We start from the raw sequence: 25,104 nt of genomic DNA on the forward strand, positions 1-25,104 counted from the left end.
GCGAGGGCGGACGCGATGACGTGGAGTGGGGTCCTGCTGCTGACGGCAGTGGTCTGGGCGGTCAGCCTGATCCGCTCCGTCCGGCTCCGAGCGCTGGTCTACAGCCTGCCGTTGCCGATGACGCTCGCCCTGGTCAGCAGCGGCCACCGGGTGGAGGGCGCGCAACTGCTCGGTGTGCTCGGGCTCAACCTCTTCTTCGTCACCGTCGCGGTCACCCACCGGGGGCTGCGCTGGCCGATCCTGCTCGCCGACGGCGCGGGGATCGTCGTCTACGTCGCGCTCAGCGCCGGCCTGCTGGCCGTCGGCATCCCGTTCGAGGCCGCCCTCGCCGGCACGCTCGTGCTCTGGGCGGCGACGATGCTGCTGCTCCACCGTCGCGCCCGCGCGCGGACCGCCCCCGCTGACGCACCGGCCGCCGCCCCCGCTGACGCACCGGCCGCCGCCCCCGCTGACGCACCGGCCGCCGCCCCCGCTGACGCACCGGCCGCCGCTGACGCACCGGCCGCCGCTGACGCACCGGCCGCCGCTGACGCACCGGCCGCCGCTGACGCACCGGCCGCCGCTGACGCACCGGCCGCCGCTGACGCACCGGCCACCGCCGATGCCCGACGCCACGGGCTGCCGGCGCTGCTCAAGCTAGTGGTGATCTTCGTCGGGGCGGTCCTCACCACGCTCCTCGGTGCCGTGCTGCGCGGCATGGTGGTGACCTTCCCCTACTCGGGTGTGCTTGTCGCGGTCGAGGCCCGCCGTCAGTTGGTCGAGTTCAGTCGACACTTCGCCCGCAACAGCCTCGCGCTCGTCGGGTTCCTCACCGCGTATCACTACCTCCAGGACGTCTCCCCGCTCGTGGCGCTGGGTGCCGGTTGGGCGGCCTTCGCGGTGGTCGCCGCCGCGCTGCACCTGCCGCCGCGCCCCCGCCCGGGACACCGGACCCCCGACGGGGTACGCGGGGCGAGGCTGCCGGGGACACGTCGCCGATGCCTTCCTCGCCCCCGGCCGGGCGGTGTCAACGTCGGGTTCCGAACCCGGACCTGAGCAGTCGCAGCGCACCCGCTCCGGCCGCGTATGCCAGCAACACCCCGACCGGTGTGCCGAGCGGCTCCGGGGCGTGCTGCGGTGTCGTGCTGTTGACCAGCAGCGCGGCCACCACGGCGGCGTAGCCGGCGACGGTCGCCGCCGCCTGGGCGGGTGTGCCCCGACCTGCCCGACGAGCGGTGCGGTGTCGGCCACTGCGTGCCTCGACCGGTCCGAAGACGGCGACCAGCACCGCCAGGACGGCGGTGAGCAGCAGCAGCCACGGCACCCGCCACGCCCACCAACCGGCCGAGTCGACCGCCGGGGTGGGCAACGTTCCGGTCGCGTCGAGCAATCCGATCAGCAGGACCGCGGCGGTCAGGTGCCAGAGGAAGACGGTCAGCACCACCAGGTTGACACCGATCACCACCTGCCAGGGGCCGGTGCGGCGCAGCAGCCGTTCCGCCGGGCCGCGGAGCAGCAGGATCACGCCCAGTTGGCCGGCGGCGACGGCCAGCAGCGCGAGGCTGGGCGGTGCCGCGTTGTCGAGCCGTTCGTCGGGCACCTTGAGCATGGCCACCGGCCACGGACCGAGCACGGTGAGCAGCAGCACCGTACCCAGCCCGACGGTCAGGAAGGCCAGGCCGGCTCGGCGGGAGGTGGGCAGCCGTCGTCGGCGTACCGTCGGGCGTTCGGGTTTCGGCGCGGCGTCGGCCGTCGCGGCTGGTGGGGCGGTCGGCCCGGCGGCGGGCGGTGGCGCGGTCCGGCCGTCGGGCGGCGGTGCGGCGTGGGTGTCGTGCCAGGCGAAGCCGAGCTGGTGGACGGCCAGCCAGCCGAAGAGGTAGTTGCCGTAGCTCAGTCCTTCCGGACCGGTCAGCCGGCCGAGGTCGCCGAGGCCGACCAGGGCGACCAGCACCAGTGGGACCGTCAGGCCGAAGCGGCGGTGCAGCGCGTACATCGGTGGGGTGAGCGTGACCACCACCAGGTAGGCGACCAGGAACCAGAGTGGGATGGTGGCGAACCAGAACACCTCGCGGGTCCGGGTCGGGTCGGCGCCGCGCAGCCAGGCGACCGCCGCTGCGGCGGTGAGCACCAGCAGCAGCGTGCTGGTGGGGCGGACCAGTCGGGCGCTGCGGTCGAGCAGCCAGTCGGCGGCGTCGCCACCGCGCGCCCGCAACCGGGTCAGCGAGGCCGCGTTGGCGTAGCCCCCGACCAGGAAGAAGAGGGGCATCACCTGCACCAGCCAGGTCAGCGGGTACGCCCAGCGCAGATCACCGAGCGCGGAGTGCGCGGTGACCCGTCCGTCGGCGTCACGCTCGATGACCGTGACGACCCAGTGTCCGATAATGACCATCGTGATGGCGAGTGCGCGGAGCAGGTCGACGTACCGCTCCCGGTCGGCCGGGGTGCGCTCGGCTAGCTGGCGCAGGCGGCGCATCGCCCCAGGTTAGGCGACGCGACGGTCGCTGGTGGCGATAACGGTTCGACCGTCAGGACTTGAAGTCCGGGCCCGGCTGTCGTAGAAATTCTTCAGCAACAGAGCATGAACTGAAGAGAACCAACGCGCCTCGCGTGGCGGTCGCCTCCCCCTGAACACCGGCGGCCCGCCCGACCCGACCCGAGGAGAACCGATGAACAGGCGTGACATCCTGCGGCGTACCGCCGCCGCCGGCGTGCTGGCCACCCCCGCCGCCGCGCTACTGACCGGCTGCGCCACCAGCGGCGGCGGTGACAAGAACGGCGCCGACACCTATCAGGGCACCAAGAGCGCCGAGAACCCCCTCGGCGTGAAGGAGGACGCCCCACTCGAAGTGGTGATCTTCGGCGGCGGGTTCGGTGAGGAGTACGCCAAGGCCCACGAGGCCATGTACACCGCGAAGTACCCGAAGGCGAAGGTCAAGCACACCGCCACGCAGGAGATCAGCAAGACCCTCCAGCCCCGCTTCGTCGACGGCACCCCGCCGGACGTGGTCAACAACTCGGGCGCGAGCCAGATCGACTTCAACGGCCTGGTCAGCCAGAACGCGGTGGCCGACCTCGGTGAGCTGCTCGCCGCGCCGAGCCTCGACGTCCCCGGCAAGACGGTCCGGGACACGCTGCTGCCCGGCGCAGTCGAGGTCGGCTCGTACGACGGTAAGTTCCTGGTCCTCAACTACACCTACACCGCCTACGGCATCTGGTACTCCAACAAGCTGTTCACCGACCGCTCCTGGGAGTACGCGAAGACCTGGGACCAGCACATCGCGCTGTGCAAGGAGATCAAGGCCGCGGGCGTCGCCCCGTGGACGTATGCCGGTCTGCACCCGCGCTACATGAGCTGGCCGGTGATCGCCACCGCGATCAAGCTCGGCGGCCCGTCGGTGGCGACAGCCATCGACAACCTGGAACCGAACGCCTGGAGGTCCGAGTCGATGCGGGCCGCCGCGGACGCCTGGTACCAGATCGTCAAGGACCGGTACATCCTGGACGGCTCGTCCGGTTTGGATCACAAGCAGTCGCAGACCGCCTGGTGCCAGGGCAAGGCCGCGTTCATCTCCTGCGGCTCCTGGTTGGAAAGCGAGCAGAAGGACGTCACCCCGGCCGGTTTCAACATGACCATCGCGCCGACGCCGAGCCTGGGCAGCGGTGACAAGCTGCCGTTCGAGGCGATCCGGGGCACCGCCGGTGAACCGTTCATGGTGCCCGCCAAGGCCCGCAACCTCGCCGGTGGCCTGGAGTACTTCCGGACCATGCTCTCCAAGAAGGGCGCCCAGGACTTCACGAAGAAGGTCGCCAGCCTCACCGTGGTCGCCGGTGCCACCGAGGGCGTCGAGCTGCCGTACGGGCTGAACAGCGTGGTCAAGGCCCTCGACGCGTCCGGCGCCAACGGCTTCAACTGGGTCTACAACAACTACTACCGCAAGTTGGAGCGCAACCTCGTCGACGCCGCGTGCGGCGAGTTCTTCAGCGGCCGGACGAGCCCCGCGCAGTTCCTCGACCAGTGTCAGAAGGGCGCCGACTCGATCGCCCAGGACAGCTCGATCAAGAAGTACAAGCGAGCGGCCTGACAGCCCGACCGGCCGGTGGGGGAGAGGTCCACCCCACCGGCCGTACCCCAACGGAGAGGTCCTCCTCGTGAGACATGGCAAGTGGCCGCTGATCGTCGTGTTCCTGGTGCCACCGGTGCTGCTGTACGTGTTCTTCGTCGTCTCGCCGTACCTGCAGGCGTTCCAGATCTCCACCACCGACTGGCTCGGCTACTCCGCCGAGGCCAACCCGGTCGGGCTGGCGAACTTCAGGACGCTGTGGCACGACGGCTACGTGTGGAACGCGCTGAAGAACAACGCGATCCTGCTGGGCCTGGTGCCGGTGCTGACCATCGTGCTCGGGCTCTTCTTCGCCAGCATGCTCGCCCTCGGCGGCCGCAAGGGCCGCGCCGGCGTGACCGGGGTACGCGGCGGGGCGCTCTACCGCACCGTGTACTTCTTCCCACAGGTGCTCTCCGTGGTGATCATCGCGCTGCTGTGGAAGGAGGTGTACCACCCCAACCAGGGGCTGCTCAGCGGGCTCGTGCGCGCGGTGGGGCTGCCCGCGCCGACCTGGCTCGGTGACCCGGCGACCGCGTTCTGGTGCGTCCTGGCGGTGATGGTCTGGAGCAACGTCGGCTTCTACGTGGTGCTGTTCGGGGCCGCGATGTCGGCGGTGCCGAAGGAGATCTACGAGGCGGTGCTGCTCGACGGCGCGTCCCGGTTCACCACACTGCGCCGGGTCACGCTGCCGCTGCTCTGGGACACCATCCAGGTCGCCTGGGTCTATCTGGCCATCTTCGCCCTGGACGGGTTCATCCTCGTGCAGTTGATGACCAACGGAGGCCCGAACTTCTCCACCGACGTGATCGGCGTACGGATGTACGACACCGCCTTCGGCAGCGAGACCAAGTTCGGCTACGCCTCGGCGATCGGCGTGGTGATGTTCTTCCTGACCCTCACGGTGGCGGTGCTGTCGCTGCGGGTCGGCCGGCGCGATCGGATCGAGTACTCGTGACCACTCTTGATCAGCCCACCACACCCGTGCCCGCGCCGACCGTCGGTCGGGACCGTCCGGTGCGCCGGGAACTCGGCTTCGGCAACACCCTCTCGCACGGCTTCCTGCTGCTCTGGGGCCTGCTCACCGTACTCCCGCTGGTGTGGATGTTCGTCAGCTCGTTCAAGACGAACGGTGAGATCCTGGCCGACCCCTGGGGGCTCCCGGCGACGTTGCACCTGGACAACTGGGCGCGGGCCTGGACCGGAGCACACATCGGCCGGTACTTCCTCAACAGCCTGGTGGTGGTCAGCGGCTCGGTCGCCCTCACCATGCTGATGGGCGCGACCGCCGCGTACGTCTTCGCCCGCTACGAGTTCCGCGGCCGCCAGGTCGTCTACTACCTGTTCGTCGGCGGCCTGATGTTCCCGGTCTTCCTCGCCCTGGTGCCGCTCTTCTTCGTGGTCCGCAACGCCGGCCTCTTCGGCACCTGGAAAGGGCTGATCCTGGTGTACGCGGCCTATTCGCTGCCGTTCACGGTGTTCTTCCTGACCGCGTTCTTCCGGACCCTGCCGACCACGGTGGCCGAAGCCGCGATGGTCGACGGCTGCGGGCACTTCCGGCTCTTCTTCCGGGTGATGCTGCCGATGGCGCGTCCGGGATTGATCAGTGTCGCGATCTTCAACTTCCTCAGCCACTGGAACCAGTTCCTGCTGCCGCAGGTACTCATGCAGGGCGACGACTCCAAGTGGATGCTGGCGCAGGGGCTCTTCGCGCTGTCGGTGAGCCAGGGCTACGCGGGCGACTACGCGCGGCTCTTCGCCGGGCTGAGCATCGCGGTGCTGCCGGTCCTCGCGGTCTATGTGGCATTCCAGCGCCAGGTGCAGGCGGGCCTCACCGCAGGGCAGCTCAAGTAGGGGTCCGTTCCCGCCCCGCCCGCCGCCCACCCACCGTCCGCCGCCCCTGCCCCCTCGCCCGCGCCCCTCGCGACTCGTGCCCGCGCGTTCCGTGCCCGCGCGTTCCGTGCCCGCGCGTTCCGTGCCCGCGCGTTCCGTGCCCGCGCGTCCCGTGCCCAAGATCCGCGCAACTTCGGTGAAACTGCTGCCTCATGCCGGGTCGAGGCAGCAGTTTCACCGAAAGTGCGCGGATCTTGGGCGTGCGGCGGCGGGCCGGCGTGGTTCGAGCACGATCTTGATCGGGAGTGCGCACCGGTTCGCCCACCGCGCCTCCCGCCCCGCTCCGATCCGACGCGCCTGGTCCAACCCGCTCCGGCCCGGCGATGTCTGTGCTGGTGCGGCCTGGCCCGGCCTGGCTTGGCCCGGCGGGCGGGCGTGGGGTGGGCGGTCAGGTGGTCGGGAAGAGGTGGGCGTGTAGGGCGCCCGGGTCGGTGACCTCGGGGAGTTCGCGGGCGGCCAGCCAGGCTGCGGCGACCGCCCCGTCACCGGCGGTGCGCAGGGGGGCGTCCGGCCACTGTCGGGCGATCTCCACCCGGACGGCGGTGGCCAGCGGGGTGTCCGCGGTGAGCAGTCCGCCGCCGAGCACGACAGGTGTCACCGCGCCGGCCGGGCGGATGCGGCCCACGCTGTCGGCCAGGTGCGCGGCGGCCTCGGTGATCAGTGTGGTGGCCACCGGGTCGCCGTTGGTGGCGGCGTCGACGACGAGCGGTGCGAGCCGGGCCAGGTCGACGGGGGCTCGCTGGGTCACGGCCTGGATGGCGGCGTCCACAGTGGTCCGGGGTCGGGCGGCCACCTCCGCGCTGCCGAGCAGTTCGGTGAGCGCCGCGGTGGTCAGCGGGCCGAGGGTGTGGCCGGAATCCAGGTCGGCGAGCAGTCGGCGGACCGCCTCGCGGCCGAGCCAGAAGCCGGACCCCGCGTCGCCGAGCAGCCAGCCGTGACCGTCGGCGATCCGGTCGAGGCGCAGGTCGCTGACCTGCGCGGTGATCGCCCCGGTGCCGGCGATGAGGACGGTTCCGTCCGGGGCGGCGGTGCCGGAGGCGTAGGCGACCAGGGCGTCGCCGTGCACTGCGTACGGGCAGCGCAGACCGGCGTCGCGCCAGGCCCGGTCGAAGGCGGCTCGTCCGGCGGGGTCGGCGAGCAGTCGGCCCGCTCCGGCCAGCCCGATGGTGCCGGCGACCACCCGGGCCGGGTCGAGGTCGACGAGTGCGGCGCGGAGCGCGGTCAGCAGTTCGACGGCGGCGCGTTCCGCGCCGTGGCTGGTCGGGTTGCCGCCGCCGGCGCGACCGCTGCCGACGCGTCGGCCGGTGAGGGTCAGGGCGGTCGCCCGGGTGGACGTACCGCCGACGTCGAGGCCGACCACGACGGTGTCGGACATCGGCACGGTCTCCTTGCGCTGGACGGCGATCGGGTCTGTTCATGCTGGTCGGCGCCGTCGTGGAGGGCAAGGTCTGGCGGGCGCGACGGGCCGTGCGCCAGGTAACAGTTTGAAAACTTCGCCCACAGTCTTGACACGGAGGGGCCTTCAGTAAGAACTTTTACCACTAACAGTTAACAGTCTTTTCGGAAAGGTGAGGCGACCCATGGTTGATCACGAGGTGGACACCGCCGCGGGGACCGCGGTGGTCGACGCCGACGTGGTCGACCGACGGAGTTCCACCTCCGGCGGGGTGCTGGCCCGCGTCCGCAACGGGCTCGGCGAGCTGACCGGCGCGCTCCGCCGGGTCGCCGAGCACGTGCTCAGCGACCCGGAGGCCGCCGCCCGGTCCACGATCGTGGAACTGGCCGAGCGCAGCGGGACCTCACCGGCGACCATCACCCGCTTCTGCCGGGCGATGGGCTTCGAAGGGTACGCCGACCTGCGGTTGGGCATCGCCTCCGAGACCGGTCGGGCCCGCTCGGCCGGCTGGACCGTCGACATCGGACGCGAGATCCAGCCGAGTGACCCGCTCGCCCGGGTGCTCGACCAGATCATGGCCGCCGACACCCGCGCCATGCACGACACGGCCACCCTGCTCGACCTCGCCGAGGTGGAGCGGGCCGCGGTGGCCATCGCGGGCGCCAACCGGGTGAACATCTTCGGTGCCAGCGGCAGCGCGCTGGTCGGCGAGGAGATGCAGTTCAGCCTGCACCGCATCGGCGTGGCCGCGTGGGCGTGGAACGACGTGCACGAGGGCCTGGCCAGCGCCGCGTTGCTGCGCTCCGGGGACGTGGCGCTCGGCATCTCGCACACCGGGCAGACCCGGGAGACGATCGAGATGCTCGCCGAGGCGGGCAGCCGGGGCGCCACCACGCTCGCGCTCACCGGTTTCCCCCGCTCACCCTTGGCCGAGCTGGCCGACATCGTGCTGCTCACCGCCAGCCAGGCGACGACGTTCCGACCGGACGCACTCTCCGCCCGGCACCCGCAGCTCGTCGTGCTCGACCTGCTCTACATCGCCGTCGCCCAACGGACGCACGACCGCGCGCACGCGGCCTTCCGGCGTACCGCGCAGGCCGTCGACGGGCACAAGGCAGCGAAGGGAAGCCTCTCATGATCAGCGCCCAGGGGTACGCGGACGCGGTCCGCCCGGTGCTCGACCGCCTGCTCGACTCGGAGGCCGACGGGATCACCCGGGCCGCCGACCTGATCGCCGACAGCCTGCGCGACGGTGGCGTGCTCCAGGCGTTCGGGGCCGGGCACTCCGAGGCGTTCGCCGCCGAGTTGGTGGCCCGGGCCGGCGGCTTGGTCCCCACCAACCGGCTGTCGGTACGGGACCTGGTGATGCACGGTGACGCCCCGCGTGACGTACTCGCCGATCCCAAGCTGGAACGCGACCCCTCCATCGCCCACCAGATCTACGCGCTCGCGGCTCCCCAGCCGCGGGACGTGTTCGTGGTGGCGTCCCAATCCGGCATCAACGGCTCGGTGGTCGAGCTTGCGGCGCTGGTCACCGAGCGCGGTCACCCGTTGATCGCGGTCACCTCGGTCGAGCACACCGCGCGGGTCGCCCCACGGCACCCGTCCGGGCATCGGCTCGCCGACCTCGCCGACGTCGTGCTGGACAACGGCGCGCCGTACGGCGATGCACTGCTGCCGCTCGAGGGCGGCGGCGCGGTCTGTGCGGTCTCCTCGGTCACCACGGCGCTGCTGGCGCAGCTGTTGACCGCTGAGGTCGTACGACGGTTCCACCAGGCCGGGGAGGTACCCCCTATCTACCTCTCCGCCAACGTCCCCGGCGGGGACGAGCACAACCTCGCCCTCGAGTCGCGGTACGCCGGGCGTCTCCGGCGAACCGCCTGACCCGACACCACAAGGAGAGTCGAAGATGTCGGATACCCCCGAGAACATCGGTGACCTGAACCGTCGGACCCTGCTGCAGCGCGCCGCGGCGGCCGGTCTGCTCGCCGTTCCGGCGGCGGGCCTGTTGAGTGCCTGTGCCGGCAGCGAGCCGTCCAAGTCCGAGGACAGCGGTGCCGCGAAGAGCAAGGACAACCCGTTCGGCGTCAAGGACGGCAGTGCCGTCAAGGTGGTCGTCTTCAACGGCGGTCTGGGCGACCAGTGGGCCAAGGAGGACAAGGTCCTCTTCAACGCCAAGCACCCGAACATCACCGTCAACATGAGCTCCACCCAGAAGATCAAGACCGAAGAACAGCCGAAGATGGCGACCCAGCCGAGCGACCTGGTGATGAACTCGGGCGCGGACATCATGGATCGCAGCACGCTGATCAACGAGGGTGCGATCGAGCCGCTCGACGACCTGCTCACCGCCCCCGCGTGGGACAGCGAGGGCACGGTCGCCGACACGCTGCTGCCGGGCACGGTCACCGACGGCACCCAGAACGGCAAGTTCTACGTGGTGAACGTGGCCTACACGGTCTGGGGCAACTGGTACAACGCGGCCCTGTTCAAGCGTGAGGGCTGGCAGGCGCCGACGACCTGGGACGACTTCTTCGCCCTCGCGCCGAAGATCAAGGCCAAGGGCATGGCGCCGTACGTGCACGACGCCGCCCACGGTTACTACCCGCGCTGGGCGCTCTTCGCCAGCATCTGGAAGGCCGTCGGCAAGCAGCCGATCATCGACATCGACAACCTGAAGGACAACGCCTGGAAGGCCGACGGCATCGTCGCGGCGCTGGAGCCGTGGGAGAAGCTGGTCAAGGACAAGCTGCTGCTGCCGGGCAAGCTCGACCACACCCAGTCGCAGCAGGCCTGGCTCGACGGCAAGGCCGCCTTCATCCAGGTCGGCACCTGGCTGAAGAACGAGATGTCGGCGACCATCCCGCCGGGCTTCGAGATGACCCTGTCGGACTACTGGTCCAAGCCGGGTGACAAGGCCGCCAAGGATGTCTTCGCCTCGTCCGGCGAGGGCTTCGTGGTGCCGAGCAAGGCGCCGAACAAGGCGGCCGCGAAGGAGTTCCTGCGGGCCATCCTCTCCAAGGCCGGCTCGGCGAAGTTCGCGGAGCTGACCAAGTCGCTCGCCTCGACCAAGGGCTCCGGCGACAACGTCCAGGACACCGCGCTGGCCTCGGCCAACACGCTGATGAAGAGCGGCAGCACGGACCTGATCTCGGTCAAGTTCCCGGACTTCTACGCCGACCTGGACAAGGAGAGCCAGAACCTGTCCGAGGAGCTGATGGCGGGGCGTCTCACCGCGCAGCAGTTCGTCGACAAGATGCAGGCGGCCGCGGACAAGGTCGCGAAGGACTCCTCCGTCAAGAAGCAGACCCGTACCGCCTGACAGGCCCTGATCAGCTAGAGAAGTGAGTGACCATGCGGCACGGTGTTGCGCGTTTCGTCACGGGTTTCCTGGCCTTGCCGCTTGCGCTGTACCTCTTCTACGTGGTGTGGCCCTTCGTGCAGGCGGCGGGATACTCGTTGACCGACTGGGGTGGTTACTCGGACACCCAGAACTTCGTCGGTCTGGACAACTACGTCCGGCTGTTGTCGGATGAGTTGATCAGGAAGGCCTTCTGGCACAACGTCTTCTTCCTGATCACCGTGCCGCTGTTCACCATCGCGCTGGCCCTGTTCCTCGCGTTCCTGCTCAATGTGGGCGGACGCGAGGACAGGGCCGGCATCCGAGGGGTGTTCGGCTCCGGGGTCTACAAAATCATCTTCTTCTTCCCGCAGGTGCTGTCGCTGGTGGTCATCGCCGTCATGTGGCAGCAGATCTACCGCAGCGACGGCCAGGGCCTGATCAACGGCCTGTTGATCAAGATCGGTCTGGTCGACGCGGACAACCCGATCGCCTTCACCGCCGACCCGGAGCCCTTCCTCGGCGTGCCGGCGGTGCTCTGGTGGTTGCTGCTGATCGCGGTCTGGAGCGGCGCCGGCTTCTACATGGTGCTCTTCTCGGCGGCGATGCAGTCCATCCCGAAGGACATCTACGAGGCGGCCCTCCTCGACGGGGCCAGCCGGTTCCACACCTTCTTCAAGATCACGCTGCCCCTGCTGCGGGATACCGTCTCGGTCGCCTGGGTCTACCTGGGCTTCATCGCACTGGACATGTACGCCCTGGTCTTCGTCATGACGCCCAGCCAGGGCGGCCCGAACCACGCCAGTGAGATCTTCGCGTCGGTGCTCAACTTCACCGCGTTCCAGAAGGGCCAGTTCGGTTACGCCTGCGCGATGGGTGTCGCCCTGGCGATCTTCACGATCCTGCTCGCCGCGGCGCAGCTCAGGATCACCCGTCGCGACCGTATCGAGTACTGAGGAGGCTGGACGATGAGCACCGCGACGCACGATGGTCTGACCCGGCCCGACCAGAGCCCGGACACCGCACCCGACGGTGGGAAGGGCGGCAGGTCCACCTCGGACGGGATCGGCGGCAAGTTCTTCAACGGCTTCTCCCACCTCTTCCTGCTGGTGTGGGCCGTGATGGTGATCTACCCGCTGCTGTGGGTGGTGATGTCGGCGCTCAAAACCGACTCGGAGGTCATCCGTCAACCGCTGTCCCTGATCCCGGCCAAGCTCAACTGGGACAACTTCAGCCGAGCCTGGGGCGCGGGGCACCTCGGGTCGTTCTTCCTCAACACCGTGCTGGTGTTGGCCGGCAGCGTCACCCTGACCATGCTGCTGGGCTCGATGGCCGCGTACGCGCTGGCCCGCTACGAGTTCCGGGGCAACCGGCTGATCTACTACGTGTTCCTCTCCGGCCTGACCCTGCCGATCTACCTGGCCGCGGTGCCGCTGTTCAAGGGCGTCTACAACACCAGCGTCCACTTCCCGCTGCTGGGCCCGAACAAGCACCTCATGCTGATCCTGGTCTACGTGGCCTGGTCGCTGTCGTTCACCGTCTTCTTCATGCACTCGTTCTTCCGGACGCTGCCCAACACCATCGCCGAGGCGGCCATGGTCGACGGCGCATCGCACAGCCGACTCTTCTTCAGCGTCATGCTGCCGATGTCGAAGCCCGGTCTGATCAGCATCGGCATCTTCAACGTGCTGGGTCAGTGGAACCAGTGGTACCTGCCGACCCTGCTCATGCAGTCGGTCGCCGGGGAGCCGAAGAACCAGGTGATCGCCCAGGGCCTGATCGAGCTGTCGGTCAACCAGGGCTACAAGTCCGACTGGTCCGGCCTGTTCGCCGGGGTGACCATGGCGATGCTTCCGGTGCTCGTGGTCTACATCATCTTCCAGCGGCAGGTGCAGTCCGGCCTCACCGCGGGCGTCGGCAAGTAACCACCGACCGCGCGTCAGGGGCCCCTCACCGGCGAGGGGCCCCTGACGTCATCTTCGGTGCTCGTCGGCCGGGGTGTGCCAGGAGCGCCACAGGTCGGCGTACGCCCCGCCGGCCGCGACCAGGTCGTCGTGACTGCCGATCTCGGTGATCCGGCCGTCCGCCAGCACGGCCACCCGGTCGGCGTCGTGCGCGGTGTTGAGCCGGTGCGCGATCGCGATGACGGTCCGCCCGACCAGCACGGCGGCGAGTGCCCGCTCGGTACGACGGGCCGTGGTCGGATCGAGCGCGGCGGTCGCCTCGTCGAGGATCAGCGTGTGCGGGTCGGCCAGCACCAGCCGAGCCAGCGCGAGTTGCTGGGCCTCCGCCGCGCCGAGCTGGCGCGCGCCGTCGCCGAGCGTGGCGTCCAGACCCTCCGGCAAATCGGCGAACCAGTCGGCGCCCACGGTGCCGAGCGCCGCCCGCATCTGCTCGTCCGAGGCGTCCGGCGCGGCGAACGCCAGATTGTCCCGTACCGAGCCGATGAAGACGTGGTGCTCCTGGGTGACCAGGGCGATCCGGCGGCGACGCTCGGCCGGGTCGAGGTCGGTGACCGGGCAGCCACCGATGCTGACCACGCCCTGTCGGGGCGCGTCGATCCCGGCCAGCAGCCGGGCCAGGGTGGACTTGCCGGCCCCCGACGGGCCGACGACGGCCAGCCGCTCGCCGGGCTGCACCTCCAGGTCGATGCCGTGCAGCACGTCCGGCCCGCCGGAGTAGGAGAACCGCGCCCCGCGCACGACGAGCCGTTCACCCCGCGACGTGGCCGTCCGGCCCGGCGGCTCCGCCGGGACCAGGCCGACCCCGAGCACCCGCGCGTACGACGCGAAGCCCCGCTGCGCCTGCTCCGTCCACTGCAACAGCCGGTCCAACGGGTCGATCGCCTGTTGCAGGTAGAGCGCGGCGGCGACCACCGCGCCGAGCGACACCACGTCCCGGGAGAGCAGGTAACCGCCGACGAGCAGCACCAGCGCGATCGGCAGCGGGTAGCTGGCCTCGACGACCGAGAAGAACACCGTACGCAGGGCGAGGGTGGCCCGCCGGGCCTGCCACACCCGGCTGATCCGGTCGGTGCCGTGCCGGATCCGGTCGTCGGTGAGCCGCAGCGCCTCCACCGTGCGGGCACCCTCGGCGGTCGTGGTGAGCGTCTCGGTCAACTCGGCTGCCGCCGCACCCTCGGTGAGGTACGCGGAGCCGGCCCGGCGCAGGTACCAGCGGGTCACCGCCACGATCGACGGGAGCCCGGCCAGCGCGGCCAGCCCGAGCAGCGGATGCAGCAGGAAGACCGCGCCGAACAGCAGCATCAACTGCACCGAGGCGATGACGATGGTGGGCACCACGTCCCGGACGGTGGTCCCGACCGTCGCCACGTCGACCGAGCTGCGGGTGGCCAGATCCCCCGAGCCGGCGCGCTCCACCACCGAGACCGGCAGCCCGAGAGTCCGGGAGACGAACTCCTCGCGCAGCTCCGCGACGGCGCGCTCACCGAAGCGGTGACCGGCGTACTGCGCGTACCGGGAGAGCAGCGCGCTGACCACGACGCAGCCGGCGATGGCCAGCGCCAGCCGGTCCACGGTGGCCACCCCCGCGCCCGCGGTGACCCGGTCGACGATGGTGCCCAGCAGCCACGGTGGGGCGAGCCCGGCGACCGCGGCGGCGCCGTGCAGCGCCAGCACGACCCCGACCGCACGCCGGTGCCGGCTGATCATGTCCCGTAACGCCCGGCGTACCGTGCCGCGGTCGGCCACCGGAAGCCGGCTCACCGGTACGCCTCCTCGGTGTCGACGGGTTCGGGCTCGTCGCTGCCCCGGGCCACCAGGTGCCGGTAGTCGGCGTCGGAGTCCAGCAGGTCGGCGTGGCTGCCGGTGGCGGTGATCCGGCCGCCGCTCAGGTGCGCGACCAGGTCGGCCCGGCCGAGCAACAGCGGTGACGTGGCGATCAACACCGTCGTCCGCCCGGCCCGCGCGACCCGCAACCGTTCGGCGATCCGCGCCTCGGTGTGCGCGTCCACCGCCGACGTCGGGTCGACGAGGATCAGCACCTCCGGTTCGGTGCGGAGGGCACGCGCCAGGCGGACCCGTTGCCGCTGACCGCCGGAGAGGGTCCGGGCCCGGGAGTCGATCGGGGTGTCCAGCCCGGCCGGCAGGGCATCGACCACGTCCTCGGCGGAGGCGGTCCGCACCGCCGCCCCGACCCGGTCGTCACCGTCCTCGGCCCCGCCGCGCAGGATGTCGCGCAGTGTCCCGGCGAAGAGGTACGAGTCGTGGTCGGCGACCAGGACCCGGGAGCGGACCTCGTCCAGGGCGACCCCGGCCAGCGGCACCCCACCCCAGGTGGTGTCACTGACGACGTACCGGCCGAGCCGGTCGGCCAGTGCCACGGCCGCCGCCGGGTCGTCGGCCGCCACTCCGGTCAGCCGGCCGGCGCGGACGGTCAACCCGGTCACCGGGTCGTGCAGGTCGGCCGGGCCGACCGGCGCCGCCAGGGCTTCCGGCCGGCGTGCCTCGGGCACCGAGCCCGACCACCGACGGCCCGGGCCGCCGACGTCGTCCGGGGCCACCGTGAGCAGGCCGGTGATCCGTCGGGCGGCGACCCGCCCCCGGATCAGCTGGTGACTGCCCTCCAACAGGAACCAGACCGGCACGATCAGGGTCGCCACGTAGCCGTAGACGGCGACCAGCTCCCCGATCGAGACGTCACCCGTCACCGCCATCCGAGCCGTCAGCCACACCACCGCCGCCAGGAACAGCCCGGGGATGGCCACCGTCGCCGCGTCGATCCAGCTGATGACCGCGCCCACCCGGTAGCCCTCGACGCGCAGCTCCTGGGACCGGGCCGCGTACCGGCCGGCGAACAGGCCCCGACCGCCCACCCCGGCGAGCACCCGCAGCCCGGCCACGATGTCCCCGGACCGGGCGGTGAGTGCGCCCTGCTGGCGGCGGTAGACCGACTCCGCCTGTTCGAGGCGGCGCAGCAGCGGCCCGACGACCAGCCCGACCGCCGGCACCCCGACCAGGACGCAGAGCGCGAGCATCGGCGAGATCGACCAGAGCACCACGGCGATGACCCCGAAGGCGACCACCGCTCCGACGCCCGGCCCGGTCAGCGTCAGCACCTGCGCCGTCCAGTCGATGTCGGAGCCGCCGATGGTGGACACCTCGCCGGAGGCGACCCGGCGGGGGAGCACCGCGCCGATCCGGGACAGGTGGCGCAGCAGGACCTCGGCGGAGCGGGCCTTGGCGTCCTCCCGGATGAAGGTCATCGTGCGGTGCCGCATGGTGCCGAGGAACGACAGAGCAACCCCCGCGACGACGATCGCCGCGACCCAGAACACCAGCGCCCGGGTGTCGCGGGCGCGCAGACCGTCGTCCACGGCGCGGGCGATCAGGTAGGGCCGGGCCGAGAGCCCGACCATCCAGGCCGTGCCGAGCAGGCTGCCACGAAGCACCCGCCAGGGTTGGCGGCGGGTGAGCCACCACAGGTATCGCATCGGGCCGCGGGTGTCGGGAGTGCCTGGATCGGGGTGCGGGATCTGCGGAGGCACCAGCTCACGCTACCGACCGGGCCCGACACCCCACCGACCCGAAACGCGTGAGGTGCGCCTCCGTTCCTGTCGCAGGGGAGAGGCAGAATCACGTTCGTGCTGGTAGCGGTGGTGGCTGATGAGCGGGGCGGCGGAGTGCTCCGTCCGCTCGACCCCGCCGGTCGCCCGGCCGGCCCGACCGAGGTCGTCACCGATCTGGCGGCCGCCGTCGCCGCGCGGGAGGCCGCCGGGCACCCGCGCTGGGTCTGGTCCGGCTCCGCGTCGGTCTACCCGGCGTTGCTGCGCGCCGGCGTCCGGGTCGACAGGTGCCACGACGTGGAGTTGACCGAGGCGTTGCTGCTCGGTCACGCGGGCCGCTGGGGCGAGCCCCGTTCGCTGGCCGCCGCCTGGGCCCGGCTGACCGGCGCGGCGGTGCCGCCCGACCCGCCGCCGCGCGCCCCCGCGCCACCCGGGCACGGCCAGGGCGCGCTCTTCGACACGATGCCGGGCCCGCCGGGGCCGGGCATCGAGGCACTGACCCAGGTGTACGCCGACCAGCTCGCCCGCGTCGGCAGGGCCGAGCACCCGGGCCGGTTCCGGTTGCTGGTGGCCGCCGAGTCCGCCGGTGCGTTGATCGCGGTGGAGATGGGCGTCGCCGGGCTGCCCTGGCGGGCCGACGTGCACGACGAGATCCTGCACGAGCTGCTGGGTGACCCGTCTCCGGTCGGTGGCCCGCCACGCCGCCTCGCCGAGTTGGCCGCCCGGATCGCCGACGCCCTCGGCGTACGCCACCTGCACGCCGACTCCCCGGCGGAGCTGCTGAAGGCGTTCGCCCGGGCCGGGGTGGAGCTGCCCAACACCCGGGCCTGGGTGCTGCGCGGTGTCGACCATCCGGCGGTGCCGCTGGTGCTGGAATACAAGGAGCTCTACCGGATCTGGACGGCGCACGGCTGGGCCTGGCGTGAGCAGTGGGTGCAGGGAGGCCGGTTCCAACCGGAGTACGTGCCGGGCGGGGTCGTCTCCGGCCGGTGGGCCACCCGGGGCGGTGGCGCGTTGCAGATCCCGAAAGTGATCCGCCGGGCGGTGGTGGCCGATCCGGGCTGGCGGCTGGTGGTCGCCGACGCCGGCCAGTTGGAGCCCCGGGTGCTGGCAGCGGTCTCCGGCGACGCGCGGCTGGCGGCGGCCGGTGGGGCCGGCGACCTCTACGCCGCGTTGGCCCGGGATTCGTTCGGTGGCGACCGGGCGAAGGCCAAGGTGGCCCTGCTCGGCGCGATGTACGGGCAGACCGGAGGTGCCGCGGTGCCCGCCCTGGCGGTGCTGAAGCGCAGTTACCCGACCGCGTTCGGCTACGTCGAGGCGGCGGCGCGCACCGGTGAGACCGGTGGGCTGGTGCGATCGTGGCTGGGGCGGACGTGTCCGCCCGGCTCGGCCGGGTTCGGCGATCTCGACGACGCGTCAGCCGACCCGGAGGGGGCGGCCGATCCGCAGAGCCCACGGGCTCGTGCCGCCCGGTCCCGGGGTCGTTTCACCCGCAACTTCGTCATCCAGGCCACCGCCGCCGAGTGGGCCTCCACGTTGCTGGCCACGCTGCGGACGGAGTTGTCCGGCACCGACGCCGAGCTGGTCTTCTTCCAGCACGACGAGGTCATCGTGCACGCTCCCGCCGAGCAGGCGGCGGCGGTCGCCGACGCCGTCACGCGGTCCGGCGAGCGGGCCTCGGCGCTGCTCTTCGGTGCGACGCCGGTGCGGTTTCCGCTGGACCTGTCGGTCGTCGACTGCTACGCCGACGCGGCCTGACCGCCGGCGCCGACCCTCCCGCGGACGCTTTGATCGACTCCACTTCGGCGATGTGGTGGCAATCTGCCGCCCGGATACCGCCATATCGGCGACCTGGAGTCGATCAAGCCGCCCGCCCACCGTCGCAGGTGCTCCGATGCGTAACGGTTGTGCTATTTCTCCTTTTCGCCCCGCCACCCCCCGCTGGCCGTCCTCGTTGCAGTGTCCGTAGGAGGGGGCGGATCGGTAGCGGTCGCTCCCATGCTTGAGGGGGCGCAGCTGAACCGGATCGCAGGAATGATCATCGCAGCGGGTGGGGGACGACGGATCGGTGGTCCGGAGGCACTGCTGTGCCAAGGGGACAAGCCCCTGGTCAATCAGATGATCGACACGATGACCGAGGCGGGCTGCGAGCAGATCGTGGTCGTGCTGGGCGCCGCCGCGGAACAGGTCCAGGAGGCCGCCGACCTGAGCAGGGCCACCGTCGTCATCAACAAGGCGTGGGGCACCGGAGTCGGCTCGTCCATCCGGGCCGGCCTGGCCGCCATGGACGACGAGGGGATCGAGGCGGTGGTGGTGGTCCCGGTCGACATGCCGGGTCTGACCGCCGCGGCGGTCAGCCGGGTGGCCGCGTTGCCGTACCCGGACGTGCTGGTCTGTGCCACCTACGACGGGTTGCGCGGGTACCCGATGCTCTTCGGTCGCCGCCACTGGCCCGGCATCGCCACGCTGGCCAGCGCCGACGTCGGCGCGCGGCCGTACCTGTTGGCGCACAAGGACCAGATCGTCGACATCGCCTGCGACTCGGTGGCCGACGGCAGCCGGGTCGACACGCCGGAACTGATGGAGCTGTACGGGCTCACCGTCCCGCCGCAGCGCGTGGGGGTCTAGGTGCGAGTCTCGCTCGACTGATCAAACGACGCTTTCCCCCTGGACCGGTCGAAATCGCGTTCCGCCAATTCGATCTGGTGTCGGGAGCTGCCGCCCACTAGCCTGAGGCTGCGCGGTCTCGCTTCCACGGGGGTTGATGTGACATCGCCGTTGTCGCTTGCCTGTGCGCGCGTGGCTGTCCTCAGACAGCCGATCCGGGTTCGTGCCAGAGAGGCGATGCATGAGATTTGTCAAAGTCGGTTGGCGGGCGGGTCTTTCGCTCGTCCTGGTGGCGGCGGGTTTGACGTCGTCAGGGCTGCCGGCGCAGTCGGCTGTCGGCGTCACAGCCGCTGACGGCACATACCGTTTCGTCGCCAAACTGACCATCGGAAATCCAGGCCAGGCGGATGGCACCAGCTGTTCCGGGGCGCTGGTCGCGCCGCAATGGGTGATCACCGCAAAGAGCTGCTTCGGATCGTCCGGTGTGACCGCGGGGCCACCGCCACGGTCCACCACGGCGACCGTCGGCCGCGCGAGCCTGAGCACGTCCGCCGGTACGGTTTCCGCCGTCGACAGGCTGGTGCCCCATCCGGATCGAAACGTGGTGCTCGCCCGGCTGGTGATTCCGACCGATGGCATCACGCCGATCAGGCTCGCCTCGGCCGAGCCGCGATACGGGCAGGTGCTCCGCGTCGCGGGCTACGGCCGGACCGCGACCGAGTGGGCGCCCGACCGGATGCACACGGCTCAGTTCACTGTGGGATGGTGGGCCGACCAGACGGCGACGACCTTCGACATCAAGGGCCGTAATCCGGCGAACGCGACCGTCTGCAAGGGCGACGGCGGGGGGCCGGCCTTCCGGGAGCTCGAATCCGGTCCTCAGTTGGTGGCGATCAACGGTTCGTCATGGCAGGCCGGCTGCATCGGTGAGACCCAGACCCGGCAGGGCGCCGTCGAGATCCGTGTCGACGATCTCGCCGACTGGGTCCGGAGGAGCATCGTCGACTTCCCGATCGCCGACGGCTCGCTCTACCGCGAAGCGGCCGGCGCGATCTCCGTCATCGCCGGGGGATCGCCCATCTGGTTCGACAACATCGCCGAGATCAGGGCCACCGGCTACGCCACCACCTGGACCGACGTGCCGAACGGCACGTTCGGGCTGCTGCCGAGCGCCCCGCGCAACGGCACCGTGGTGTCTGCTCCGCAGCATGGCATCTACGTGATTGCGGGCGGTGCGAGGATCTGGTTCAGCACTCCGCAGGAGATTGCCGACACCGGTTACGGCGGGGTGTCGCCGACGATGGTGCCCACCCGCTACCTCGACACCGTTCCCACCACTCCGCGGGACGGCACCCTGGTGTCCGACCCGCAGGGCAACGTCTACGTGTTCGCCGGTGGGGCGAAGATCTGGTTCAGCCACCCGCAGGAGGTGACCGACACCGGTTACGGCGGGCCCCGAACTGTTCTGCCCACTCGGCACCTGGCTGGTGTTTCCGACGTTCCCCGTGACGGCACGATGGTGACCAACCCGCAGGGAGACGTCTACCTGATCGTCGGTGGCGCCAAGAAGTACTTCCACTCGTGGGACGAGATTGTCGCGAGCGGGTACGCGGACGCGCCGCTCACCGTGCTTCCGGCCCGCTACCTCGCTGGACTACCGACCGCTGCCTCGTGATGACGAGCGGCCGGTGAGCCGTTGACGATCGACGGGCTGGATGTGCTCGGCAACCGCCGAACGCATCCAGCCCGTCGCGGTTCGTTCGCCCGTCAGGCGTCCGGCAGTTCGCCGGTGGCGGCGAGGCGCTGGTACCAGTGGGCGCTGTCCTTCCAGGTGCGGACCTGGGTGTCGTAGTCGACCCGGATGATGCCGAACCGGCGGTCGTAGCCGTAGCCCCACTCGAAGTTGTCCAGCAGTGACCAGACGAAGTAGCCGCGTACGTCGGCGCCCTGCGCCCGGGCGTCGCCCATCGCGCCGATGTGTCGGCGCAGGTAGTCGATCCGCCGGTCGTCGTGGATCCGGCCGTCGGCCGACACCTCGTCGTCGAACGCTGCGCCGTTCTCGGTGATCATCATCGGCTGGTTCGGGTACTCGCGGTGCAGGCGCAGCAGCAGCTCGGTCAGGGCCGGCGGGTCGATGTTCCACCCCATCGCCGTGTACGGGCCGGGTTGCGGCAGGAAGTCGACGTCGTCGGCGGCGACCCACGGCGTCGAGGTCGAGGCGCCGTGCCCGTCGGCGTCGGAGCGGGCCGACACCCCGTCCCAGGCGCGGACGAGGGTGCTGGAGTAGTAGTTGACCCCGAGCACGTCCAGCGGCACCGCGATCTGCTTCTCGTCGCCGTCGTGGACGAACGACCAGTCGGTCACCGACGCGGTGTCGGCCAGCAGATCGGCCGGGTACGCCCCGTCGAGCATCGGCCCGAGGAACGCCCGGTTGGCCAACGCGTCGATCCGGCGTACCGCGTCCTGGTCGGCGGCGGAGTCGGACGCCCCCCGGATGACGTGCAGGTTCAGCGTCACCGACAGCTCGGCGGCCGGGGCCAGCTCCCGGACCACCCGCCCGGCCAGGCCGTGCGCGAGGTTCAGGTGGTGCACGGCGGCCAGCGCCGCCGCCGGCTCGGTCCGGCCGGGCGCGTGCACGCCGGAGGCGTAGCCGAGGTACGCCGAGCACCACGGCTCGTTCAGCGTCGTCCAGGTGTGCACCCGGTCGCCCAGCGCGCCGACGATGCCCGCCGCGTACTCCTGGAAGCGCAGCGCGGTCTCCCGGGCCGCCCAGCCGCCCGCGTCCTCCAACTCCTGCGGCAGGTCCCAGTGGTACATGGTCGCCACCGGGCGGACGCCGCGCTCCAGCAGCCCGTCCACCAGCCGGGAGTAGAAGTCGATACCCGCCTGGTTGAACCGGCCGGAGCCGCCCGGCTGCACCCGCGGCCAGGCGATGGAGAACCGGTACGCGTCGAGCCCGAGGTCGGCGATGTGTCCGAGGTCCTCGGCCCACCGGTGGTAGTGGTCGGCGGCCACGTCGCCGGTGTCGCCGTTGAGCGTCCGGCCCGGTGTGTGGCTGTAGGTGTCCCAGATCGACGGCCCGCGCCCGTCCTCGCGGGCGGCGCCCTCGATCTGGTACGCCGCCGTCGCCGACCCCCAGACGAAGCTCTCCGGGAAGTGGTGTTGCGTCATCGTTCAGTCCCCTGGATCTCGCAGATGTAGCCCGTCGAGGCACCGGCGACCAGTGCGGCACTGGCCGTCCCGTCCTCGTAGCGCACGTCGAACTCGGCGCCCGGCCCGTGCCCGGGTGACGGTACCCGTACCCGGGTCCGCTGCCCCTCGCCCGGTGCGTACAGCCGTAGCCGCACGTCGTCGGCCCACTCGTAGTCCGGTCGGTCGTCGCGTGCGCCGAACGGGATGACGGCGCCGGGCCGGGCCAGCACGGGCAGGCTGTCGAAGGCGTGCTTCTCGGTGACCCACGCCGGGCCGGTGACCTGCGCGCCGCTGACCAGGTGCGTCCAGGTACCGGCCGGCACGTAGTAGGTGACGTCGCCGTCGGCGCTGAGCACCGGGGCGACCAGCACGTCGGGGCCGAGCATGTACTGCCGGTCCAGGTACGCGGTGGCCGGGTCGTCCGGGAACTCCACGAACATCGGCCGCATCATCGGCGTACCGTCGCGGTGTGCCTCCTGGGCGGCGGCCGCCAGGTACGGCATCAGGCGGAGTTTGAGCTGGGTGAAGTGCCGCAGCACGTCGACGGCCTCGTCGTCGAACGCCCACGGCACCCGGTACGACCCCGAGCCGTGCAGCCGCGAGTGCGAGGAGAGCAACCCGAAGGCGACCCACCGCTTGAACACCACCGGATCGGGGGTGCCCTCGAAGCCGCCGATGTCGTGGCTCCAGTAACCGAAGCCGGACGACGCCAGCGACAGCCCGCCGCGCAGCGACTCGGCCATCGCGGCGAACGTCGCCTCGCAGTCGCCGCCCCAGTGCACCGGGAACTGCTGCCCACCGGTCGTGGCCGAGCGGGCGAACAGCACCGCCTCACCCTTGCCCCGCTCCGCCTCCAGCAGCTCGAAGACCGCCTTGTTGTAGAGGTAGGAGTAGTAGTTGTGCATCCGCTGCGGGTCCGAACCGTCGTGCCACACCACGTCGGTCGGGATGCGCTCGCCGAAGTCGGTCTTGAAGCAGTCGACGCCCATGTCGAGCAGCACCTTGAGCTTGCCGGTGAACCAGCGGACCGCGTCCGGGTTGGTGAAGTCGACCAGCGCCATCCCGGCCTGCCACTTGTCCCACTGCCAGACCGACCCGTCGGGCCTGCGGACCAGATAGCCGGCCTGCCGCCCCTCCTCGAAGAGGTAGGAACGCTGCGCGATGTACGGGTTGATCCAGACGCACACCTTCAGGTCGCGCTCGCGCAGCCGGCGCAGCATCCCCTCCGGGTCCGGGAACGTCGCCGGGTCCCAGATGAAGTCGACCCAGTGGAACTGGCGCATCCAGAAGCAGTCGAAGTGGAACACCGACAGCGGCAGCCCGCGCTCGGCCATCCCGTCGACGAACTCGGTGACCGTCTTCTCGTCGTACGAGGTGGTGAAGGAGGTCGACAGCCACAACCCGTACGACCAGGCGGGGATGCGGGCCGGGCGGCCGGTGAGCGCCGTGTAGCGACGCAGCACGTCCTTCGGGGTGGGCCCGTCGATCACGTAGTAGGTGAGCGACTGCCCCTCGACGCTGAACTGGGTCTGCGTGACGATCTCGGAGCCGACCTCGAACGACACGTGCTCCGGGTGGTCCACGAACACCCCGTAGCCGGCGCTGCTGAGGTAGAACGGCACGTTCTTGTAAGCCTGGTCGCTGGCGGTGCCGCCGTCGGCGTTCCAGATGTCGACGGTCTGCCCGTTCTTCACGAACGGGCCGAAGCGCTCGCCCAACCCGTACACCGTCTCGCCGACACCCAACGCGAGCCGCTCGTGTACGTGCTGCCGGCCCTCGGCGTCGGTGACCAGGCCGACGCTGCGTTCGGTGGACGCGGTGAGCAGCCGGTCACCGTGCCGGAAGTCGACCCGCCACCCGTCGACGAGCGCGACCCGCGCGGTCAGCTCACCGGTGGTCAGCGTCGCGCTGAGCCCGCTGACGTCGACGGCGACCGGATGCGTGTCGTCGGTGCTCAGCCCGAAGTGCGGCTCCCGGGGCAGCCCGCCCGTGTGGTGGGCGATGGTCACCCCGACGACGCCGGGGGCGGGGGAGAAGAACCGGACGGTGACCAGGGGCCGGTTGAGGGTGTCGCCGCGTCCGGTGATCCGGCCGGTCGGTGCGAAGACGGTGAACCCGCGCTCATCCGGTTCGACCGACTCGACCGTGCCGGGGCGCAGGACGCTGACACCGGGGCGCAGTTGCCAGTACCCGTCGGTGAACTTCACTTCTCGGCTCCTGCCGTGATGCCGCGCGCCAGAGTGCGCTGGAAGATGAGGAAGAAGAGGACGGCCGGCACCAGGCTGATCAGCGAGCCGGCGTTGGTGGTCGGAGCGTCCATCAGCCGGTCGCCCTGCAACGACGCGAGCGCGACCGGGATGGTCTGCGTCTGGTTGTCGATGAGCATGACCAGCGGGATGAGGAACTCGTTCCACGTCCAGATGAAGAAGAAGATGAGCAGCACCGCGAGGGTGGGCCGCAGGTTGGGGAAGACCACCCGCCACAGCACCGTCCACTTGCCGGCGCCGTCCAGCGCGGCGGCTTCGAGCAGCGAGCGCGGGAACGTGCCCAGCACCGAGGCGAGCAGGTAGGTGCCGAACGCGCTCTGGATCACGGTGAAGATGATGATCACCGCGAGTCGGGTGTTGTAGAGCCCGACCGCCTTGGCCACGTAGTACAGCGGGTAGATCAGCGCCTCCTGCGGCAGCATGTTGGCCAGCAGGAAGAGACCGACGATCCAGAGCCGGCCACGGACCCGGCCGATACCCAGGGCGTACGCGTTGAGCAGCGACACGGCGACGCCGAGTACCGCCACGGAGCCGGCGATGAGCGCCGAGTTCCACAGTTTGAGCGGGAAGTCGACGGCGGTCCAGTAGGTCCGCAGACCCTTGGTGTAGAACTCCGTCGGCCAGCTCAACGGCCCGGCCGACGAGTAGTCACCGGGCGACTTGAACGCGTTGAGCAGCATGAACGCGAACGGCACCAGCATGACCAGCGCGCCGAGGGTGACCAGGGCGAGCACCACCCAGCGACTCGCGCCGCGGTGGTGCCGGTCGCGGACGGGGCGGCCCGCCGGGGCTTTGGTGATCATGAT

19 protein-coding genes are annotated in these 25,104 nt (G+C 70.9%); 12 read left to right on the forward strand and 7 right to left on the reverse strand.

Features of this window, described 5'->3' with window-relative positions:
* Positions 1-15 precede the first annotated feature (15 nt).
* On the forward strand, positions 16-1,035 hold the full coding sequence (locus tag O7617_RS22410) for a hypothetical protein (RefSeq protein ID WP_282257932.1): 1,020 nt from the start codon (positions 16-18) through the stop codon (positions 1,033-1,035).
* Here the strand turns inward: O7617_RS22410 and O7617_RS22415 are convergent.
* The gene (locus O7617_RS22415; protein WP_282257933.1) at positions 1,007-2,452 is read right to left on the reverse strand and encodes an acyltransferase; all 1,446 of its coding nucleotides are present in this window, start codon (positions 2,450-2,452) and stop codon (positions 1,007-1,009) included. The genes O7617_RS22410 and O7617_RS22415 overlap by 29 nt on opposite strands.
* Positions 2,453-2,645: 193 nt before the next feature.
* Between O7617_RS22415 and ngcE (O7617_RS22420) the strand changes: the two genes are divergently transcribed.
* The 3 genes from ngcE (O7617_RS22420) to O7617_RS22430 all read left to right on the forward strand — a co-directional run bounded on the left by ngcE (O7617_RS22420) (position 2,646) and on the right by O7617_RS22430 (position 5,933).
* Positions 2,646-4,061 (forward strand): N-acetylglucosamine/diacetylchitobiose ABC transporter substrate-binding protein, encoded by a 1,416-nt coding sequence (gene ngcE, locus O7617_RS22420; RefSeq protein ID WP_282257934.1) that lies wholly within the window; start codon positions 2,646-2,648, stop codon positions 4,059-4,061.
* Between the two features lie 67 nt (positions 4,062-4,128).
* Positions 4,129-5,037, forward strand: coding sequence for a sugar ABC transporter permease (locus tag O7617_RS22425; protein WP_282257935.1), 909 nt, complete (start codon positions 4,129-4,131; stop codon positions 5,035-5,037).
* On the forward strand, positions 5,034-5,933 hold the full coding sequence (locus tag O7617_RS22430) for a carbohydrate ABC transporter permease (RefSeq protein ID WP_282257936.1): 900 nt from the start codon (positions 5,034-5,036) through the stop codon (positions 5,931-5,933). Before O7617_RS22425 ends, O7617_RS22430 begins: the two co-directional genes overlap by 4 nt.
* A gap of 427 nt (positions 5,934-6,360) precedes the next feature.
* Here the strand turns inward: O7617_RS22430 and O7617_RS22435 are convergent, their stop codons facing one another.
* Positions 6,361-7,347, reverse strand: coding sequence for a BadF/BadG/BcrA/BcrD ATPase family protein (locus tag O7617_RS22435; RefSeq protein WP_282257937.1), 987 nt, complete (start codon positions 7,345-7,347; stop codon positions 6,361-6,363).
* A 205-nt stretch (positions 7,348-7,552) separates the two neighbouring features.
* Between O7617_RS22435 and O7617_RS22440 the strand changes: the two genes are divergently transcribed.
* From O7617_RS22440 to O7617_RS22460, 5 genes are read left to right on the forward strand one after another with little or no spacing between them, the layout of a single operon-like run.
* Positions 7,553-8,506, forward strand: a complete 954-nt coding sequence (locus O7617_RS22440) for a MurR/RpiR family transcriptional regulator (RefSeq protein WP_282257938.1) — start codon at positions 7,553-7,555, stop codon at positions 8,504-8,506.
* A complete protein-coding gene (locus O7617_RS22445) occupies positions 8,503-9,252 on the forward strand; it encodes an SIS domain-containing protein (protein WP_091403970.1) in 750 nt (249 codons plus the stop codon). Before O7617_RS22440 ends, O7617_RS22445 begins: the two co-directional genes overlap by 4 nt.
* A gap of 25 nt (positions 9,253-9,277) precedes the next feature.
* Entirely contained in the window at positions 9,278-10,690 is a 1,413-nt protein-coding gene (gene ngcE / locus O7617_RS22450; RefSeq protein ID WP_282257939.1) for an N-acetylglucosamine/diacetylchitobiose ABC transporter substrate-binding protein, read from the forward strand.
* 32 nt (positions 10,691-10,722) lie between these two features.
* The gene (locus tag O7617_RS22455; protein ID WP_282257940.1) at positions 10,723-11,664 is read left to right on the forward strand and encodes a sugar ABC transporter permease; all 942 of its coding nucleotides are present in this window, start codon (positions 10,723-10,725) and stop codon (positions 11,662-11,664) included.
* 12 nt (positions 11,665-11,676) lie between these two features.
* Positions 11,677-12,633, forward strand: coding sequence for a carbohydrate ABC transporter permease (locus O7617_RS22460; protein ID WP_348774144.1), 957 nt, complete (start codon positions 11,677-11,679; stop codon positions 12,631-12,633).
* A 48-nt stretch (positions 12,634-12,681) separates the two neighbouring features.
* On the opposite strand, the gene O7617_RS22465 is transcribed toward O7617_RS22460, so the two are convergent.
* Complete coding sequence (locus tag O7617_RS22465) at positions 12,682-14,379, reverse strand: ABC transporter ATP-binding protein (RefSeq protein WP_282264837.1); 1,698 nt, start codon at positions 14,377-14,379, stop codon at positions 12,682-12,684.
* Positions 14,380-14,429: 50 nt separating this feature from the next.
* Positions 14,430-16,160, reverse strand: coding sequence for an ABC transporter ATP-binding protein (locus O7617_RS22470; RefSeq protein ID WP_282264838.1), 1,731 nt, complete (start codon positions 16,158-16,160; stop codon positions 14,430-14,432).
* Between the two features lie 120 nt (positions 16,161-16,280).
* Here O7617_RS22470 and O7617_RS22475 point away from each other — a divergent pair, with 120 nt between their 5' ends.
* The 3 genes from O7617_RS22475 (at position 16,281) to O7617_RS22485 (ending at position 20,514) form a co-directional block, all read left to right on the forward strand.
* Complete coding sequence (locus O7617_RS22475; protein ID WP_282264839.1) at positions 16,281-17,990, forward strand: bifunctional 3'-5' exonuclease/DNA polymerase; 1,710 nt, start codon at positions 16,281-16,283, stop codon at positions 17,988-17,990.
* Positions 17,991-18,266: 276 nt separating this feature from the next.
* A complete protein-coding gene (locus O7617_RS22480) occupies positions 18,267-18,860 on the forward strand; it encodes an NTP transferase domain-containing protein (RefSeq protein ID WP_282257941.1) in 594 nt (197 codons plus the stop codon).
* 220 nt (positions 18,861-19,080) lie between these two features.
* Positions 19,081-20,514, forward strand: a complete 1,434-nt coding sequence (locus O7617_RS22485) for a S1 family peptidase (RefSeq protein ID WP_282257943.1) — start codon at positions 19,081-19,083, stop codon at positions 20,512-20,514.
* 92 nt (positions 20,515-20,606) lie between these two features.
* On the opposite strand, the gene O7617_RS22490 is transcribed toward O7617_RS22485, so the two are convergent.
* From O7617_RS22490 to O7617_RS22500, 3 genes are read right to left on the reverse strand one after another with little or no spacing between them, the layout of a single operon-like run.
* Positions 20,607-22,010: a GH1 family beta-glucosidase gene (locus tag O7617_RS22490; RefSeq protein WP_282257944.1), complete on the reverse strand. Its 1,404-nt coding sequence runs from the start codon at positions 22,008-22,010 to the stop codon at positions 20,607-20,609.
* The gene (yicI, locus tag O7617_RS22495) at positions 22,007-24,238 is read right to left on the reverse strand and encodes an alpha-xylosidase (protein WP_282257945.1); all 2,232 of its coding nucleotides are present in this window, start codon (positions 24,236-24,238) and stop codon (positions 22,007-22,009) included. The genes O7617_RS22490 and yicI overlap by 4 nt, the downstream gene beginning before the upstream one ends.
* On the reverse strand, positions 24,235-25,101 hold the full coding sequence (locus tag O7617_RS22500; RefSeq protein ID WP_348774145.1) for a carbohydrate ABC transporter permease: 867 nt from the start codon (positions 25,099-25,101) through the stop codon (positions 24,235-24,237). The genes yicI and O7617_RS22500 overlap by 4 nt, the downstream gene beginning before the upstream one ends.
* Positions 25,102-25,104: the final 3 nt, after the last annotated feature.

This window comes from Micromonospora sp. WMMD1155 (assembly GCF_029581275.1).
GTDB lineage: Bacteria > Actinomycetota > Actinomycetes > Mycobacteriales > Micromonosporaceae > Micromonospora.